This window comes from Glycomyces lechevalierae (assembly GCF_027622945.1).
In the GTDB taxonomy this organism is placed as follows: domain Bacteria; phylum Actinomycetota; class Actinomycetes; order Mycobacteriales; family Micromonosporaceae; genus Glycomyces; species Glycomyces rutgersensis.
In genome coordinates this window covers 398,171-414,436 of the sequence record NZ_JAPZVQ010000001.1, presented here as the reverse complement: position 1 = coordinate 414,436, position 16,266 = coordinate 398,171, and the positions used below count along the sequence as shown (strand labels likewise).

The following is a 16,266-nucleotide window of genomic DNA, read 5'->3' as shown; positions in this document are numbered from 1 at the left end:
CAGCGAGGTTTAGCGTTCGACAAACGAATTCGACGATCGCTCGCACAAGCCCGCCGCGCCGAGGTGCGGCCTACACCGACGACGGGTACGGCGTGAAGCCGCTGCGGTGGTCGCTCACGTCGAGCGGCCTGCCGATCGCCGGGAACGCCCGCTGCGGGCAGCCCGAGCGGTCGCACACCTTGCAGCCCGGCCCGATCGGCGTCAGCGCCGCCGGGTTCGCCAGGTCCAGCCCGTCGGCGTACACCAGGCGGTGCGCATGGTGCAGGTCGCAGCCGAGCCCGATCGCGAACGTCTTCGCCGGCGTCCCGTACCCGCCGTACCGGCGCGTCACCGTGCGCGCCACCCACAGGTACGCCCGCCCGTCCGGCATCTGCGCGAGCTGCGTGCGAATCTCCCCGGGGTGCGCGAACGCCTCGTACACATTCCACAGGGGACAACTGCCGCCCACCCGCGAGAAGTGGAAGTCCGTGGCCGACTGCCGCTTCGAGATGTTCCCCGCCCGGTCCACCCGCACGAAGAAGAACGGCACGCCCCGCGCCCCCGGCCGCTGCAGGGTGCTCAACCGGTGCGCCACCGTCTCGAACCCGACCCGGAACCGCCGCTGCAGCAGGTCCAGGTCGTACCGCAGTTCCTCTGCGGCGCTGCGGAACACGCCGTACGGCAGGATCACCGCGCCCGCGAAGTAGTTCGCCAGCCCGATCCGCGCCAGCGCCCGCGCCTCCGGCCCCGAGAGGTCCGCGGCGGCCACCAAGCCGTCGATGAGCTCGGCGTGCTCGACGAGCGCGAGGTGCGTGGCGAGCTGGAACGCGCGCTGGCCGGGCGTGAGCAGCGGCGAGACGCGCAGGATGCGCCCGTCCGGGTCGAAGCGGCGCTTGGCCCCCGCCTCCTCGTCGATGCCGAGCTGGGTCACCGTGGTGCGGTGGCGGCGGGCGAGGAGCCGGGTGAGCTCGGCGGCCAGGTCCGCGGGGTCGAGTTCGGCGGCGATCCGCTCGGCCGAGGAGTCGAGCTCGTAGACGTAGTTCCGCTTGGCGTAGAACAGGTCCCGCACCTCCTCGTACGCCGTCGGCGCGGTTCCGCTCCCGTGGAAGGCACTGTCGAGTTCGACGCTCATGGCGGTGTTCCGCTCGACGGCGTGGCGGTAGCGGCGGTGCAGGTCGACGACGTAGCGTGCGAGTTCGGGCATGCCCTCGGCGAGTTCGCGGGTCTGGCCGGGGGAGACCTGCTCGGCGTGCGCGGTGTCGGCGAGGGCGTCCCGCAGCTGCGCGTCGAGCCGGTCGCTTTCGGCGGCCGAGAAGCGCTGCACGTCCACATCGAAGACCTCGGCGAGGCGCAGCAGCACCGGCCCGGTGATGGGCCGCTGGTTGGACTCCATCTGGTTCACGTAGCTCGTGGAGATGCCGAGCGCGGTGGCGAGCGAGGCCTGCGTGAGGCCCTGCTCTTCACGGAAGCGGCGCAGCCGCAGGCCGACCTTGGCCGTCTTCAATGCCATGCCCTGGTCCTTTCACAAGATTCACAAAACGCGGCCGATATTTCCACAAGAAACCACATGTTCAGTGCTTTCAACGGGATCGGTGCCTGTACATACTGTGAAGATACCCAGAAGGAGCCGCCGTATGATCGAGCACCCCGTCCGCACCCACGCCTCCCGTGAGGACCTGCCGCGCGAGGAGCAGCTGGCCTGGCGACTCGCCGAGGTCGCCACGGACTCCGTCCCGGTCGAGCCCGAGGTGGCCGAGATGATCGGCAACCGGGTCATCGACAACGCCGCCGTCGCGGCCGCGTCGCTCGCCCGCCGCCCGGTCGCCAACGCCCGCGCCCAGGCCCTCGCGCACCCCTACCGGCCCGGCGCGGCCGTGTTCGGCGCCGGGCCCGAGGTGCGCAGCTCGCCCGAGTGGGCCGCGTGGGCCAACGGGGTCGCGGTGCGCGAACTCGACTTCCACGACACGTTCCTCGCCGCCGACTACTCCCACCCCGGCGACAACATCCCGCCGATCCTCGCCGTCGCCCAGCACCGCGGCCTGGACGGCGCGGCGCTCGTGCGCGGCATCGCCACCGGCTACGAGGTGCAGATCGACCTGGTGCGCGGGATCTGCCTGCACGAGCACCGCATCGACCACATCGCCCACCTCGGCCCCTCCGCCGCGGCCGGGATCGGCACCCTCATGGGCCTCGACACCGAGGTCATCTACCAGGCCATCGGCCAGGCGCTGCACACGACCACGGCCACAAGGCAGTCCCGCAAGGGCGCGATCTCCTCCTGGAAGGCGTACGCCCCCGCGTTCGCGGGCAAGGCCGCCGTCGAGGCCGTCGACCGGGCCATGCGCGGCGAGGGCGCGCCCTCCCCGATCTGGGAAGGCGAGGACGGCGTCATCGCCCGCCTCCTCAGCGGACCCCACGCGCGCTACACCGTGCCCCTGCCCGCGCCCGGCGAACCCAAGCGAGCCATCCTCGACTCCTACACGAAAGAGCACTCCGCGGAGTACCAGAGCCAGGCCCTCATCGACCTCGCCCGCCGCCTCGCCCCGCGCATCGGCGACCTCTCCCGCGTGGCCGAGATCGTGATCCGCACGAGCCACCACACCCACAACGTGATCGGCACCGGCGCGAACGACCCGCAGAAGACCGACCCGGACGCGAGCCGCGAGACCCTCGACCACTCCATCATGTACATCTTCGCCGTCGCCCTCGAAGACCGCGACTGGCACCACGAGCGCTCCTACACTCCCGAACGCGCCCACCGGGAGTCCACCGTGCGCTTGTGGCGCAAGGTCCGCACCCTCGAAGACCAGGAGTGGACCCGCCGCTACCACGACCCGGACCCCGACAAGCGCGCCTTCGGCGGGCACGTCACCGTCGTCTTCGACGACGGCACCCACATCGACGACGAGCTCGCCGTCGCCGACGCCCACCCCCGCGGGGCCCGGCCCTTCGCCCGCGAGCAGTACCTCGCGAAGTTCCGCACCCTCGCGGACGGCGTCATCGCACCGTCCGAACAGGACCGCTTCCTCGACCTCGCGTGCCGCCTCGACACCCTCGACGCCGCCGAGGTCCGCGCCCTCAACCTCACCGCCCCGCCCGGCGCGCTCGGCACACCGCGCGGTGCTTCTGAAAACCGTGGAGGACTCTTCCAGTGACGCACCGCATCTCGCCCAACCAGAAACGCAAGGCACTGCGCGCCGGACTCGCCTCCGGCCGGCTCCAGCGCCTCCCCGGCGCGTTCTCGCCGCTCGTCGCGCGCGCCGTCGCCGACCGCGGCTTCGAAGGCGTCTACGTCTCCGGCGCCGCGCTCGCCGCCGACCTCGCCCTCCCCGACATCGGCCTCACCACCCTCACCGAGGTCGCCGGGCGCGGCGGTCAGATCGCCCGCGCCACCGACCTCCCCACCCTCATCGACGCCGACACCGGCTTCGGCGAGGCCGCCAACGTCGCCCGCACCATCGCCGCCCTCGAAGACGCCGGACTCGCCGGCTGCCACCTCGAAGACCAGGTCAACCCCAAACGCTGCGGCCACCTCGACGGCAAAGAAGTCGTGCCCACTCCCGTTATGCTGCAACGGGTGCGCGCCGCCGTCCAGGCCCGCACCGACCCCGACTTCGTCATCTGCGCCCGCACCGACGCCCGCGCGATCGAAGGCCTCGACGCCGCGATCGACCGCGCCAAAGGCTATGTGGACGCCGGGGCCGACATGGTCTTCCCCGAGGCCCTGCGAACCGAAGCCGAGTTCGCCGCCTTCCGCCAAGCGGTCGACATGCCGCTCCTGGCCAACATGACCGAGTTCGGCACCTCGCCCGCCCTCACCGCCCGGCGGCTCGAAGACCTCGGCTACAACCTCGTCATCTGGCCCGTCTCCAGCCTCCGCGCCGCCATGGGCGCCGTCGAAGACCTCTTCGACACCCTCGAGACCGAGGGCACCCAGGCCTCCCACGTGGACCGCATGCAGACCCGCGCCCGCCTCTACGAACTCGTCGACTACGCCTCCTACACCGCGTTCGACAAGCAGCTCTTCGACTTCAAAATCCCCGGGAGGGACGCATGAGCACCGACATCCGCAAAGGCCTCGCCGGAGTCGTCGCCGACACCACCGCCATCAGCGAGGTCGTCCCCGAGACCAACTCCCTCACCTACCGCGGCTACCCCGTGCAGGAACTCGCCCGCAGCTGCTCCTTCGAAGCCGTCGCCCACCTCATCTGGTACGGCGACCTGCCCGCCGCCGACGCCCTCGCCGGCTTCATCGAACGCGAAGGCGCCCAACGCGAGGTCACCCGCTCCACCATCGCCGTCGTCGACCGCCTCCCCGACAACTGCCACCCGATGGACCTGCTGCGCACCGCCGTCTCCTGCCTCGGCGCCGAAGACCCCGCCGAGGACGACAACAGCCCGGCCGCCAACCGCGCCAAGGCCGAAGCCATGTTCGCCAAACTCCCCACGATCTGCGCCCACGACTTCCGCCGCCGCAGAGGCCTCGACCGCATCGCCCCCGACCCGTCCCTGGGCTTCGCCGAGAACTTCTTCCACATGTGCTTCGGCACCGTCCCGGCCCCGGAAGTGCTGCGCTGCTTCGAGATCTCGATGATCCTCTACGCCGAGCACTCCTTCAACGCCTCCACGTTCACCGCCCGCACCGTCGCCTCCACGCTCTCGGACATCTACTCAGCCGTCACCGCCGCCATCGGCGCGCTGAAGGGCCCGCTCCACGGCGGCGCCAACGAGGCCGTCATGCGCATGATGCTCGAGATCGAGGACCCCGCGCTGGCCCGGAGCTGGCTCCTGGAACGCCTGGCCTCCAAGCAGAAGGTGATGGGGTTCGGGCACCGCGTCTACAAGGACGCCGACTCGCGCGTGCCGACCATGAAGGCTGCATTCTGCGAGATGGCCGAGCTCACGGGCGGCCAGCGCTGGGTCGCGATGTACGAGGAGCTGGAGGCGGCCATGCTGGAGGCCAAGGGCATCCACCCGAACCTCGACTTCCCGGCCGGGCCCGCCTACTACCTCATGGGCTTCGACATCCCGATGTTCACGCCGCTGTTCGTCATGTCCCGCATCACCGGCTGGACCGCGCACGTGATCGAGCAACTGGAGTCGAACGCCCTGATCCGGCCCCTGAGCGCCTACACCGGCCCCGCCCAGCGGGCGATCCCGTTGGCGGCCTGAGGCTCACGGCGCCAGGGCGCCGTGCGATCCGGCGCCGGCCAGCAGCCGGTGCGTCCCGTCGCCCAGCTCGGTGGCGGTGTAGAGGCGGATCGACGCCTCGTTGTACCACCCGTAGGCCCCGACGCCGACGGTCGCGAAACCGACCGGGACCGCGGCGACCAGGACCGCGCCGAGCGCGGTCGAGAGCGGGATCGGCGCGCCCGCGTACTCCGAGACGAGCCCGATCGCGATGGCCAGCACCGTGACCGCCAGCCCCACGAGCGCCGTGATGAGCGACCGCTTGCGCATCAGCCGAGACAGGGCGATGCTGCGCACGCGCAGCAGGAGCTCCTTCTCGCAGGTGGCGCACTGGATCTCGATGACCGTCTCGCCCGAGGCGGGCCGGCGGACGAGGTGGGCGGCGGTCCGGTAGCGCGTCTCCGTGCCGATCCAGAGGAAGCCGAACGCGGGGCTGCTGTCGTACTGGTGGCCGACGTAGACGGTCGACTCGTCGCGCAGCGGCAGGGTGGGCATGGCGTGGCCTCCTCGTCTGATGCGTCCAGAGTAGGCGGCGCCTGCCGGGACCGGTCCCTCAGCGGGCCTTGCGGCGTCGCAGGGCCCGCTCGCTGAACTTGCGGGCCACGATCGAGGCCGATCCGGCGAGCGCGGTGATGTTGAACGCCATCTGGAAGCAGAGGACGATCCGCGCGGTCTGGCCCTGCGCCGAGACGTCCCCGAACCCGACCGTCAGGAGGGTGCTCACCGCGAAGTAGAGGGCGTCGACACGGGTGTGCAGGTCGTTGAACTCTCCGGGCTGGTGCACGGCGAGCCCGTAGTCGAGGAGCGCGAACAGCAGCAGCCCGGCGAGGATGCCCACGACGAGCGCGCCCAGGGGCGCGTCGGGCTCACGGAGCTGCCGCAGCGCCTGCCAGCGGATGACGGTCGCGAGTGCGATGAGCATGAGGACGGTGATGCCCCAGCGCAGGGCGAGGACGCCGTGGTCGGGTTCGCTGTCGATGGGCACGACCGCGTAGAGCGCCATGAGCGCGACGCAGGCGAGTATCCAGCGGATCGGGTGCGCGCGCGGTTCGGGGCGTTCGTTGTCATTGTCCTGCAAGGCGACTCCTCACTCCGCGGGGACGGGTTCGCGCCCGGCCCGATCGATGAGCTGTTCGGTCACGAACGCGATGACGACGGCGATGAGCACGATCGGCGTTATCCCGGTGGCGCCTGAGCCGAGGAGCAGCGTGATGAGCACGGCCGCCGATACCGGCAGCGGGAGGATCGCGGCGGTGGCGGCGGCCATGCCGGCGGCCATCGCCGGGACGATGCCGAAGCCGGGCAGGCCGCTGAGGAGGGCGCCCGCGGCCGCGCCGAGGAACAGGGCGGGGAAGATCGGCCCGCCGCGCAGCGTCGCGAGCGACACGGCGTAGGCCAGGCCCTTCAACGCCAGGAGCGCGATGAGCGCCCAGACGCCCGGCGCGTCGTGGCCGCTGGTGAGGACGCCGAGCTCGTCCTGTCCGGAGAGCAGCACTTCGACCGGGGACCGTCCCGTGAGGAGCGAGTAGGCCGCCGCGGCGATCGCGGTGACGGCGACGGCGGTCATCGCCATGAGCGCGGGTCGCCGGGTCGCGTGGGGGAGGAGGAGCCGCCCGAGGCCGTGGATCTGGCGGACGCCGAACGCGATGAGGAGCGCCAGCGGGATCGTCCACAGCAGATCGGCCAGGTCGGGGCGCTCGGGCGGGTCGAGCCCGGGCAGCCGGAGCGAGGCGACCGCCAGGCCGGTCCAGTCGCCGAGGCCGGTGAACACGAGCGCGCCGACGCCGGCCGAGAGCAGGCACGGCAGCACGACCTTGGTCGGGCGGAGCCCTGCCCGGCCCACGGATTCGAGGATGAACACGGCCGCGACGAGCGGGCTGCCGAAGATCACGGCGACGGCCGCCGCTGAACCGGACGCGCCGAGGAGCCCGGTCTCGGGCCCGCGCGCGACCCAGCGCGAGCTCAGGATGACCGCGACCGCGCCGCCGACGGCCATGAGCGGCGCTTCGGGGCCGAGGACGACGCCGAGCGGCAGGCCGCCGAGCGCGGCGAGCAGCACCCCGGGCAGGTGCGATGGCGGGACGAGGTCGGCGGAGAGGCCGTCGATCGGGACGTGCCCGCCGTGCCCAGGCAGCTTGGTGATCGCGAGGGCGACGAGCGCGCCGCCGAGGAGCAGCCACGGGGCGGGCCACCACCAGGGCACGGGGTCGAGGTTCCAGTGGTCGGGCAGGTCCTCCCAGACGAACGCGGTGAGCCAGTGGAGGAGGGCGAGGAACGCGAAGGCGGCCACGGAGACCGGGATGCCGATGAGTCCTGCGAGGGCGAGCAGCCGAAGGTACAGGCGGCCCTGCGCGCCCTGATCGGGGGCTCGACCGTCCGAAGTCGCCGCCATGCAGCCCCCTTCCGTTCCCTGCACAGTGGATCTTCCTACGGGTCGCGCGGCGGCGCAGGACATTGCCCATCCCGCAACGTGAACCTCACTTGCAACATACCCAGTGGGGGTATATGATCATCCGGCCGCGGCCGCCCCGGGCCGCCGAACCTCGAGGAGCACCCCAGTGGACCGCGCCCATGAACACCACACCGCCCACGAACACCACGACCACGAAGGACACGCAGGCCACGCCGGTCATGCAGAGCGCAACCCCAATGACCACGCCGCGCACGAAGGCCACGACCACGCCGCCCACGCGGGTCACGTCGCCACCGACCACAGCGCCCACGCCGGTCACGAGCACCACGCCGCACATGGCGCCCAGCCGAACCCCGCGAGCTGGGGCATGGCCGCCTCCGCGACCCTCCACTGCCTCACCGGCTGCGCCATCGGCGAAGTGCTCGGCGTCGTCATCGGCACCGCCCTCGGCTGGCACGGCGCGGCCACGATCGTCCTCGCGATCGCGCTGGCGTTCCTCTTCGGCTACGCCCTGACCATGCGTGGTGTCATGCGCGCCGGACTGTCCCTCAAGGACGCGTTCAAGGTCGCGCTCGCGGCCGACACCATCTCGATCGCGGTCATGGAGATCGTCGACAACGGCTTCATCCTCGCGATCCCCGGCGCGATGGAGATGGGCCTGGCCGACGTCTGGTTCTGGGTCACGCTCGCCGCCGCGCTCGCGATCGCCTTCGTCGTCACCGTCCCGATCAACCGCTGGCTGATCTCGCGCGGCAAGGGCCACGCGGTCGTGCACCGGCACCACCACTAAGCGGCGGCGGGGCGCATCGCCTCCATGGTCCGGTCGAGGCAGTGCCCGAAATCGTCCGGCCGGGCCACCGCGTGCACCATCGCCGCGTGCAGGCACGCGAACGCCCCGCCCACGACCGCGCGCAGCACCACCGTGTCCGGCGCGCCCCCGCACCGCCGCACCGCCCGCGCCAGCAGCAGCTCCGAGAGCTCGCGCTGCAAGCCGTCCAGCCGCCCGAGGTAGGCCGCGAACAGGCGCGGGCTCGCGTCCACGATCTTCTGCAGCGCAGCGTCGTGCTCGCGCATCTCCGGATCGGCCAGCCGCTCCACGACCGGCTCGAACGCGTGCCGCAGCGAGTCCCACTCGGACTCCTCCAGCGGCCGCGCCTCCAGCCGGGTCACCAGGTCCAGGCCCAGGCGCTCGAGGCTGTCGAGCACCACCTCGTCCTTCGAAGCGAAATACCGGAAGAAACTGCGCTGGGACATGCCGACGGCGGCGGCGATCTCATCGACCGTCGTCTCCTCGAATCCCTTTGCCACGAACAGTGATTCGGCGGTCCGCGCGATCCTCGACTGCACGGCCCTACGTGACACTTCTCGCAGACTCCCACCGGCGCCCATGAGCCGGATGTTAGCAACTGCAATGATTGACAGTCACTGACACTTTCCGGTGCGCGCGCTCCGTCACCCTCCGACACCCCGGAGGATGCAGGTGCGGGTCCGTAGGCACCGGGCAGGAACACCACCGAAGGAAACGTCCCCCATGACCGTTGACCAGCGACCGGCCGAAACACCAGAGGCCGATCCAGCCCCAGCACCAGCGCCTGAACCGGGCATGTCGAGCCAGATCAAGATCGTGCTGGGCGTGCTCCTCGTGGCCACGTTCGTCATGATCCTCAACGAGACCGTGATGGGCGTCGCCCTGCCGCGCCTCATGGAGGAGTTCGAGATCACCGCGGCCACCGTCCAGTGGCTGACCACGGGCTTCATGCTCACCATGGCCGTCGTGATCCCCATGACCGGCCTCATCCTGCAGCGCTTCACGACCCGCACGGTGTTCATCGCCGCGATCGGGCTCTTCACCGCCGGCACCGTGCTCGCCGCCTCCTCCACGGTCTTCCCGATGCTCGTGGCCGCCCGCGTCATCCAGGCCAGCGGCACCGCCGTCATGCTGCCGCTGCTCATGACCACCATCATGACCTTCGTCCCGGCCGAGCGCCGCGGCCGCACGATGGGCTTCATCACGATCGTCATCGCCGTCGCCCCCGCGATCGGCCCGACCTTCTCCGGGTTCATCCTCAACAACCTCACCTGGCGCTGGATGTTCATCGCCGTGGCGCCGATCGCCGTCCTGGCGCTCGTCCTCGGCGGTGTCCTCATCAAGAACCTCGGCGAGACTCGACCGGTCAAGCTCGACCTGCTCTCCGCGCTGCTCTCCGCGGTCGCCTTCGGCGGCCTCATCTACGGCCTCAGCAGCATCGGCGAGTCCGCCGCGGGCAACCACACGCCGCTGCCGCCGTACGTGCCGATCGCGATCGGCGCCGTCTCGCTCGGCCTGTTCGTCTTCCGCCAGCTCCGGCTCCAGCGCGAAGGCGCGGCCCTGATGGACCTGCGGCCCTTCAAGAACCGCCCGTTCACGGTCGGCATCATCATGCTGCTCATCTCGATGGCGACCCTGTTCGGCTCGCTCATCCTGCTGCCGATCTACCTGCAGAACGTGCTGGACCTCACCACGCTCCAGACCGGCCTGGTGGTCCTCCCCGGCGGCCTCGCGATGGGCCTCTCCGGCCCGTTCATCGGCCGCATCTTCGACCGCGTCGGCCCCCGGCCGCTCGTCATCCCCGGCTCGGCCGTCCTCGCGGGCGCCCTGGGCCTCATGACGATGCTGGACAAGGACAGTGCGGTCTGGTTCGTCGTGGTCATCCACGTCATGCTCAGCCTCGGACTGAGCAGCCTCATGACCCCGCTCATGACCTCCTCGCTCGGCGCCGTGCCCATGGAGCTGTACTCCCACGGCAGCGCCATCATGAGCACCCTCCAGCAGGTCGCGGGCGCGGTCGGCACCGCCGTGTTCATCACCCTGATGACCACCGGCGCCGCCGCGAGCCTCGAGTCCGGCTCGAACCCCGTGGTCGCCCAGGCCGACGGCATCCACCTCGCCTTCCTGTGCGGCACCGGCATGGCCATCGTGGCCGTCGCCGCCGCCTTCCTCGTGAAGAAGGTCGAGAGCCCGAACGGCGACGCCGTCCCGGCCCACTAGAACACCGCAGCGAAGGCCCGGTCCCTCATGGGGCCGGGCCTTTTCGCATCCCCGCGTCGGCACCGGATGCTACGGTCCGAAGATGCCGCGAACCGATCGAGCCAGCAGGGACATCCCCGCCTCCGCCGAACGCGTCTACGCCGCGCTCGTCGACCCCGAAGCCCTCGTCGCCTGGCTCCCGCCCGCCGGCATGACCGGCCGCTTCGAGCACTACGACCCGCGCCCCGGCGGCTCCTACCGCATGGTCCTCACCTACCACGACCCCGCCGGCTCGCCCGGCAAGACCACCGCCGACGCCGACGTCGTCGAAGCCCGCTTCATCGAACTCGTCCCCGACACCCGCATCGTCACCGAAGTGGACTTCGTCTCCGACGACCCCGCCTTCGCCGGCACCATGACCGGCGCCTGGACCCTCGAACCGATCCCCGAGGGCACCCGCGTGACCATCACCGCGAACAACGTCCCGGACGGCATCTCCGCCGAAGACCACGCCGAAGGCCTCGGCTCCTCGCTCCTCAACCTCGAGGCGTACCTCGAACGCTGAAGGCCGGACCCCGAAAGGGGGCCCGGCCTCGTTCACAACGTTCGAGCGGGGGGCGGCCCGCTACTCCGTGATCTCCTCGAAGACGCAGTCGTTCGCCTCAGGGTCGTTCGCGCCGTCGACGGAGCAGACCTCCATCACGTACTGCTGACCGGAGAGGACGTTCCACTCGAAGGTGGTGAACTCCCCGGAGCCGAGTCCGTTGTAGACGCTTTCGAGCAGCACCCGCTCGCCGTCCTCGACGAGGTAGAGGCTGCCGCGCACGCCGTGCCCGTCCCGGTACCAGTCGTGCACGGTGAAGACGTCGTCAGCGTCGTGGTGGATGATCTCCGCGATCAGGCGCCCGCCCGGGTCGGTGAGCTGAGCGCTGACGTCCGCGGCCTGCGCGGGGGCGGCGATGCCCGCGGCGAGGGCGATGCCGGCGCCGAGTGCCAGACCGGCGCGCGCAATCCAGGTCTTGTTCATTGTGGAGGCTCCAATTCGCTTGGGGCGCACCATTATCGGTGCTCCGTTACCCATCAAGACGTGAATCCGGGACGGCTTCCGTACCCCTGGTGACGCGCATCTCAACGGGCGCTTTCAACAGCGCCCTTTTCAGCCCTGGCTAACGGAAGTCCCGCGACGGCGCGCTCGGACCGTTCAGATCCAGCAGCGTCAGCTTGTCCGCCACGATCATCGGCATCGTCTCCGGCACCGCGTCGAGCGGCTTCTCCACCGCGCCCCTGATCACCAGCGCCCGCGCGACCGAGGCCACGCTCTGCCAGCGCTTCCAGAGCCCTTGGGAGCACACGATGTTCGCGATGCCCGTCTCGTCCTCCAGGCTCAGGAACGTGACGCCCTTCGCCGTCGACGGGCGCTGGCGGTGGGTGACGATCCCGGCGACCTCGATCCGCTCGCCGTCCTCCACGAACGGCAGCCGCGCGGCGGGCAGGATTCCGGCGGCGTCGAGCGAGGTGCGGACCAGCTCCATCGGGTGGGTCTGGACCGAGAGGCCCAGGCCGGTGTAGTCGGCGCGGGCGAGCTCGGCGCCGCTCATGCCGGGCAGGGTGGGCGGCGGCGCGGACGGGCCGGTGCCGGGGATCGTGCCGGGGCGCTCGTCCACGGTCCCGGCCGACCACAGCGCCTTGCGGCGGTCGGGTTCGAGGCTTTCGAGGGCGCCGGCGACGGCCAGCTTCTCCATGCGCTCCTTGCCGATGCCGGCCCGGCGGGCGAGGTCGGCGAGGCTCTGGAACGGGCCGTCCTGCTCGCGTTCGGCCACGATGCGCAGCGCGGCCGGCTCGCCGAGGCCCTTCACGTTGTCGAGCCCCAGGCGCAGGTCCGCCTCGCCGAGGATCGGCGCGCGGCGCTCGCGTTCGGAGGGGATGAGGGCGGCGACCTCGTTGCTGGCGTTCACGTCCGGGGCGAGCACGGTGAGGCCGTGGCGCTGGGCGTCGGCGATGAGCGAGGCGGGGGAGTAGAAGCCCATGGGCTGGCTGGCGAGGAGCCCGGCGTAGAACGCGGCCGGGTAGTGGCATTTGAGCCAGGCGGAGGAATAGACGAGGTGGGCGAAGGAGGCGGCGTGGGATTCGGGGAAGCCGAAGTCCGCGAAGGACTTCAACTGCTCGTAGACCTGGTCGGCCTGGGCGCCGGTGATCTCGTTCTCGGCCATGCCCCGGTAGAGGCGGTCCTTGAGCTCCTGCATGCGCTCGGCGGAGCGCTTGGCGCCCATGGCCCGGCGCAGCCGGTCGGCCTCGCCGCCGTCGAACCCGGCGGCGTCGATGGCGATCTGCATGAGCTGCTCCTGGAACAGCGGTACGCCGAGGGTCTTCTTCAACGCGGGCATGAGCTTCGCGGGCACCAGGTGCTCCCAGGGTTCGCCGTGCCGGCGGCGCAGGTAGGGGTGGACCGAGCCGCCCTGGATGGGGCCGGGCCGGATGAGGGCGACCTCGACGACGAGGTCGTAGAACACCCGGGGCTGCAGGCGGGGGAGGGTCGCCATCTGGGCGCGGGACTCGACCTGGAAGACGCCCACGGTGTCGGCGCGGCAGAGCATGTCGTAGACGACGGGCTCGTTGAGGTCGAGTTTGGCGAGGTCGATCGGGTCGTCGTGGAAGTCGGCGATGAGGTCGACCATGCGGTGCAGGGCCTCGAGCATGCCCAGGCCGAGGAGGTCGAACTTGACGAGGTGCGCGTCCGCGCAGTCCTCTTTGTCCCATTGCAGGACGGTGCGGTCCTTCATGCGGGCCGGTTCGACCGGCACGATCTCGCTGACGGGCTGCTCGGTGAGGACCATGCCGCCGGGGTGGATGCCCAGGTGCTGCGGCATGTTGACGAGGTCGGCGGCGAGCGCCTGGACGTCCGCGGGGATGCCCTCGGCCTCGGCGGGGTCCACCTTGCTCCAGCGGTGGAGGCGCTTGGACCAGGCCAGGGCCTGGTCGTGGCCGTATCCGAGGGCCTTGGCGGCGTCGCGGACGGCCGAGCGCGGGCGGTAGGTGACCACGTTGGCCACCAAGGCGGCCCGGTCGCGGCCGTACTTCTCGTAGACGTACTGGATGACCTCTTCGCGGCGGCCGGACTCGATGTCGAGGTCGATGTCCGGCGGGCCGTCGCGGTCGGAGGAGAGGAACCGCTCGAACAGCATCCCGTACGCCACGGCGTCCACATTGGTGATGCCGAGGGCGTAGCAGACGGCGCTGTTGGCGGCCGATCCCCTGCCCTGGCAGTAGATGTTGTTCGCGTTGCAGAACTCGACGATGTCCGCGACGATGAGGAAGTAGCCGCTGAACCCCAGCTCGCCGATGATCCGCAGTTCGCGTTCGATCTGCTTCCAGGCGCCCGGGACGCGGGGGTGCTCGGGCGGGCCGTACCGCCCGGTGCCGCCCTCGGCGGTGAGCGCCCGCAGGTAGGAGTGGTCGTCGTGGCCGTCCGGGACGGGGAAGTGCGGCAGCCTGGGGGCCAGCAGTTTGAGCTGGAACGCGCACTCGGCGGCGATCCGCACCGATTCGGCAAGTGCCTCAGGGAAATCGGCGAAGCGCTGCGCCATCTCAGCGCCGCTGCGCAGGTGCGCCCCGGCGTTCGCGGGCAGGTACGGGTCGGTCGCCTCGAGTGTGCTGCGGGCCCGGATCGCGGCGAGCGCGGCGGCGGTCCGGGCGCGGTGCGGGGCCGCGTAGTGGACGTTGTTGGTGGCCACCGTCGGCAGGCCGAAGCGGCGGGCCAGGTCCGCGAGCGCTTCGATCCGCTCGGTGTCGCCGGGCAGGTCGTGGCAGGTGAGTTCGACGGCGAGGTGTTCGGGGCCGAAGGCGTCGGCGAGTTCGCGCAGCGCGTCCTCGGCGGCCTCGGTGCCGCCGGAGTCCAAGGCCGCGTTGAGGAAGCCCTTGCGGCAGCCGGTGAGGACCTGCCAGCCGCCGTTCGCCTGGTCGGCGAGGTCGGCGAGGTGGTAGCGGGGGTGGTCCTTCTCGCCGCCGACGAGTTTCGCGGCGGTGATCGCGCGGGAGAGGGCGCGGTAGCCGTCGGGGTCGCGGGCGAGGACCACGAGGTGGCGTCCGGCGGGGTCGACCTGGCCGCGGCGGGCCCGGGGCAGGTCGAGGTTCAGCTCGGCCCCGAAGACCGTCGGGAGGCCGAGTTCGATGGCGGCCGAGTCGAACTGCGGGACGGCGTACAGGCCGTCGTGGTCGGTGATCGCGAGCCCTTTGAGGCCGAGCCGGTGGGCCTCGGCGGCGAGCGCGGCGGGGGTGTCCGCGCCGTCGGCGAAGGAGTAGTGCGAATGGCAGTGCAGCTCCGCGTAGTCAGTCATACCAGCCCACCGCCTTCCAGCGCCCGCCCTCGCAGACGAGGAGGGCCGCGCGGCCGTCGGCCAGCTCGACCTGGAGGCGCGCGTAGCGGCGGGCCGCCGGACTCCACCAGCGCTCGGACACCGGCCACGGCCCGGCCCAGGCGACGATCGGGATCTTCTTGCCGCCCAACGCGATCAGGGCCGGGGCGGCGGAGAGGTCGCCGCGGGCGAGGGCCTGGACCGGCGCGCCCGCGGCGTCGAGGACCGCGACGTGGTCGTCCGTGCCGATGAGGCTGGGCAGCGGATCGGGCAGCGTCCCGGGCCACGGCCCCGAGGGCGGCGGCGGGGCGTCCTCGACCTCCCATGCGGTGGAACCGAAACGCTCATCGAGGTCGCGGCCGTCGGTGGCGGCGGCGATCTGCACGGCGTCGGGGCCGTACCGGCTCTGGGCGTGCCGCAGGGCGGCCTCGGCCTTCACGTCCTGGGCGCCCTTGTCGCCCCACAGGCCGCGCCCGGCGGCGACGAGGCCGATGAGCCCGCCGGGGGCGAGTTCGAGCACGGTGATGGCGTGCGCTGTCTCATCGGTCGTTTCGCTTGCGGCGCTGGTGGAGAGCCAGCCTTCGAGCTGCCAGCGCACCCGTCGGGCGAGTTCGGCGGCGCCGATGGCGGGGTCGAGCTGCCAGGTGCGGCGGCGCTCCATGCCGCTGCCGGTGCGGGCGGTGACGGTGACGCGGGTGCAGGCGAGGTTGCGTTCGTCCAGTAGGGCCAGCAGGCGTTCGGCGAGGGGGCGGGCGGCGAAGACGGCCTGCTCGACCGTGGCGTACGGGGTCTCGGGCGTGTCGGTCACGGTCAGCTCGGGCGCGGCGGGGCGGGGGGCGAGCGGGCGGACGAGGTGCCCGGCGGCGAGCAGCTGGGCCCGCCGCGCGGCCGCGCCGAACCGCTCCGCGACGGCCTGGCCGGGCAGTTCCCGGAACGTGCCGAGGGTGGTGATGCCCAAGTGGCGCAGCGTCTCGCAGGTCTCGGCGTCGATCAGGCCGGTGGCCTGGAGGTCGTCGATGTCGCGCCCGGCGAGGAAGGCGGCGTCGCGCCCGGGGGGCACGATCCCGCCCTCGCGGGCGGCGAGCACGGCGGCGAACAGGCCGTCGGCGACCCCGGTCAGGCAGTCCTCGTCGACGAGCCCCGAGACGGTGTCGATGAGGGTCTCGCAGAACACGGCCTCGTCGCCGGCCCCGCGCCGCAGCGGCACGGCGACGACCCCGGGCTCGAGCACTTCGACGTAGGGCGTGAGCAGGTCGAGCGCGTCGAGCACCGGCTCGAACCCGGCCGAGTCCTCGGCGTCCCAGTCCACGAGTCGCATCACGAGC

The 16,266-nt window shown here is 71.6% G+C and carries 14 protein-coding genes; 6 read left to right on the top strand and 8 right to left on the bottom strand.

The features are described from left to right. Nucleotides 1-70: 70 nt before the first annotated feature. Nucleotides 71-1,483, bottom strand: a complete 1,413-nt coding sequence (locus O2L01_RS01925; RefSeq protein WP_344468967.1) for a short-chain fatty acyl-CoA regulator family protein — start codon at nt 1,481-1,483, stop codon at nt 71-73. Between the two features lie 130 nt (nt 1,484-1,613). Here O2L01_RS01925 and O2L01_RS01920 point away from each other — a divergent pair, with 130 nt between their 5' ends. From O2L01_RS01920 to O2L01_RS01910, 3 genes are read left to right on the top strand one after another with little or no spacing between them, the layout of a single operon-like run. Beyond that, entirely contained in the window at nt 1,614-3,134 is a 1,521-nt protein-coding gene (locus O2L01_RS01920) for an MmgE/PrpD family protein (RefSeq protein ID WP_270119910.1), read from the top strand. Continuing rightward, nucleotides 3,131-4,036: a methylisocitrate lyase gene (gene prpB, locus O2L01_RS01915; RefSeq protein ID WP_270119909.1), complete on the top strand. Its 906-nt coding sequence runs from the start codon at nt 3,131-3,133 to the stop codon at nt 4,034-4,036. Before O2L01_RS01920 ends, prpB begins: the two co-directional genes overlap by 4 nt. Beyond that, nucleotides 4,033-5,151 (top strand): bifunctional 2-methylcitrate synthase/citrate synthase, encoded by a 1,119-nt coding sequence (locus tag O2L01_RS01910; protein ID WP_270119908.1) that lies wholly within the window; start codon nt 4,033-4,035, stop codon nt 5,149-5,151. Before prpB ends, O2L01_RS01910 begins: the two co-directional genes overlap by 4 nt. A 3-nt stretch (nt 5,152-5,154) precedes the next feature. On the opposite strand, the gene O2L01_RS01905 is transcribed toward O2L01_RS01910, so the two are convergent. The 3 genes from O2L01_RS01905 to O2L01_RS01895 are packed head-to-tail and all read right to left on the bottom strand — an operon-like array spanning nt 5,155 to nt 7,561. Further along, a complete protein-coding gene (locus O2L01_RS01905; protein ID WP_270119907.1) occupies nt 5,155-5,664 on the bottom strand; it encodes a hypothetical protein in 510 nt (169 codons plus the stop codon). 58 nt (nt 5,665-5,722) lie between these two features. Continuing rightward, the gene (locus tag O2L01_RS01900) at nt 5,723-6,247 is read right to left on the bottom strand and encodes a potassium channel family protein (protein WP_270119905.1); all 525 of its coding nucleotides are present in this window, start codon (nt 6,245-6,247) and stop codon (nt 5,723-5,725) included. A gap of 9 nt (nt 6,248-6,256) precedes the next feature. Further along, a complete protein-coding gene (locus tag O2L01_RS01895) occupies nt 6,257-7,561 on the bottom strand; it encodes a chloride channel protein (protein WP_270119903.1) in 1,305 nt (434 codons plus the stop codon). A gap of 166 nt (nt 7,562-7,727) precedes the next feature. Here O2L01_RS01895 and O2L01_RS01890 point away from each other — a divergent pair, with 166 nt between their 5' ends. Beyond that, complete coding sequence (locus O2L01_RS01890; RefSeq protein ID WP_270119902.1) at nt 7,728-8,372, top strand: DUF4396 domain-containing protein; 645 nt, start codon at nt 7,728-7,730, stop codon at nt 8,370-8,372. On the opposite strand, the gene O2L01_RS01885 is transcribed toward O2L01_RS01890, so the two are convergent. Beyond that, the gene (locus tag O2L01_RS01885) at nt 8,369-8,944 is read right to left on the bottom strand and encodes a TetR/AcrR family transcriptional regulator (RefSeq protein ID WP_270119901.1); all 576 of its coding nucleotides are present in this window, start codon (nt 8,942-8,944) and stop codon (nt 8,369-8,371) included. The two genes, O2L01_RS01890 and O2L01_RS01885, sit on opposite strands and share 4 nt — an antisense overlap. Nucleotides 8,945-9,185: 241 nt before the next feature. On the opposite strand from O2L01_RS01885, the gene O2L01_RS01880 reads away from it, so the two are divergent. Then, entirely contained in the window at nt 9,186-10,610 is a 1,425-nt protein-coding gene (locus O2L01_RS01880; protein WP_270119900.1) for an MDR family MFS transporter, read from the top strand. 82 nt (nt 10,611-10,692) lie between these two features. Continuing rightward, entirely contained in the window at nt 10,693-11,154 is a 462-nt protein-coding gene (locus O2L01_RS01875) for an SRPBCC family protein (RefSeq protein WP_270119899.1), read from the top strand. Nucleotides 11,155-11,214: 60 nt separating this feature from the next. On the opposite strand, the gene O2L01_RS01870 is transcribed toward O2L01_RS01875, so the two are convergent. The 3 genes from O2L01_RS01870 to O2L01_RS01860 form a co-directional block, all read right to left on the bottom strand. Further along, a complete protein-coding gene (locus tag O2L01_RS01870) occupies nt 11,215-11,616 on the bottom strand; it encodes a hypothetical protein (RefSeq protein ID WP_270119896.1) in 402 nt (133 codons plus the stop codon). A 139-nt stretch (nt 11,617-11,755) separates the two neighbouring features. Then, nucleotides 11,756-14,923, bottom strand: coding sequence for an error-prone DNA polymerase (locus tag O2L01_RS01865; RefSeq protein ID WP_270119894.1), 3,168 nt, complete (start codon nt 14,921-14,923; stop codon nt 11,756-11,758). Then, a complete protein-coding gene (locus tag O2L01_RS01860) occupies nt 14,916-16,259 on the bottom strand; it encodes a hypothetical protein (protein ID WP_270119891.1) in 1,344 nt (447 codons plus the stop codon). Before O2L01_RS01860 ends, O2L01_RS01865 begins: the two co-directional genes overlap by 8 nt. Between the last annotated feature and the right edge of the window lie 7 nt (nt 16,260-16,266).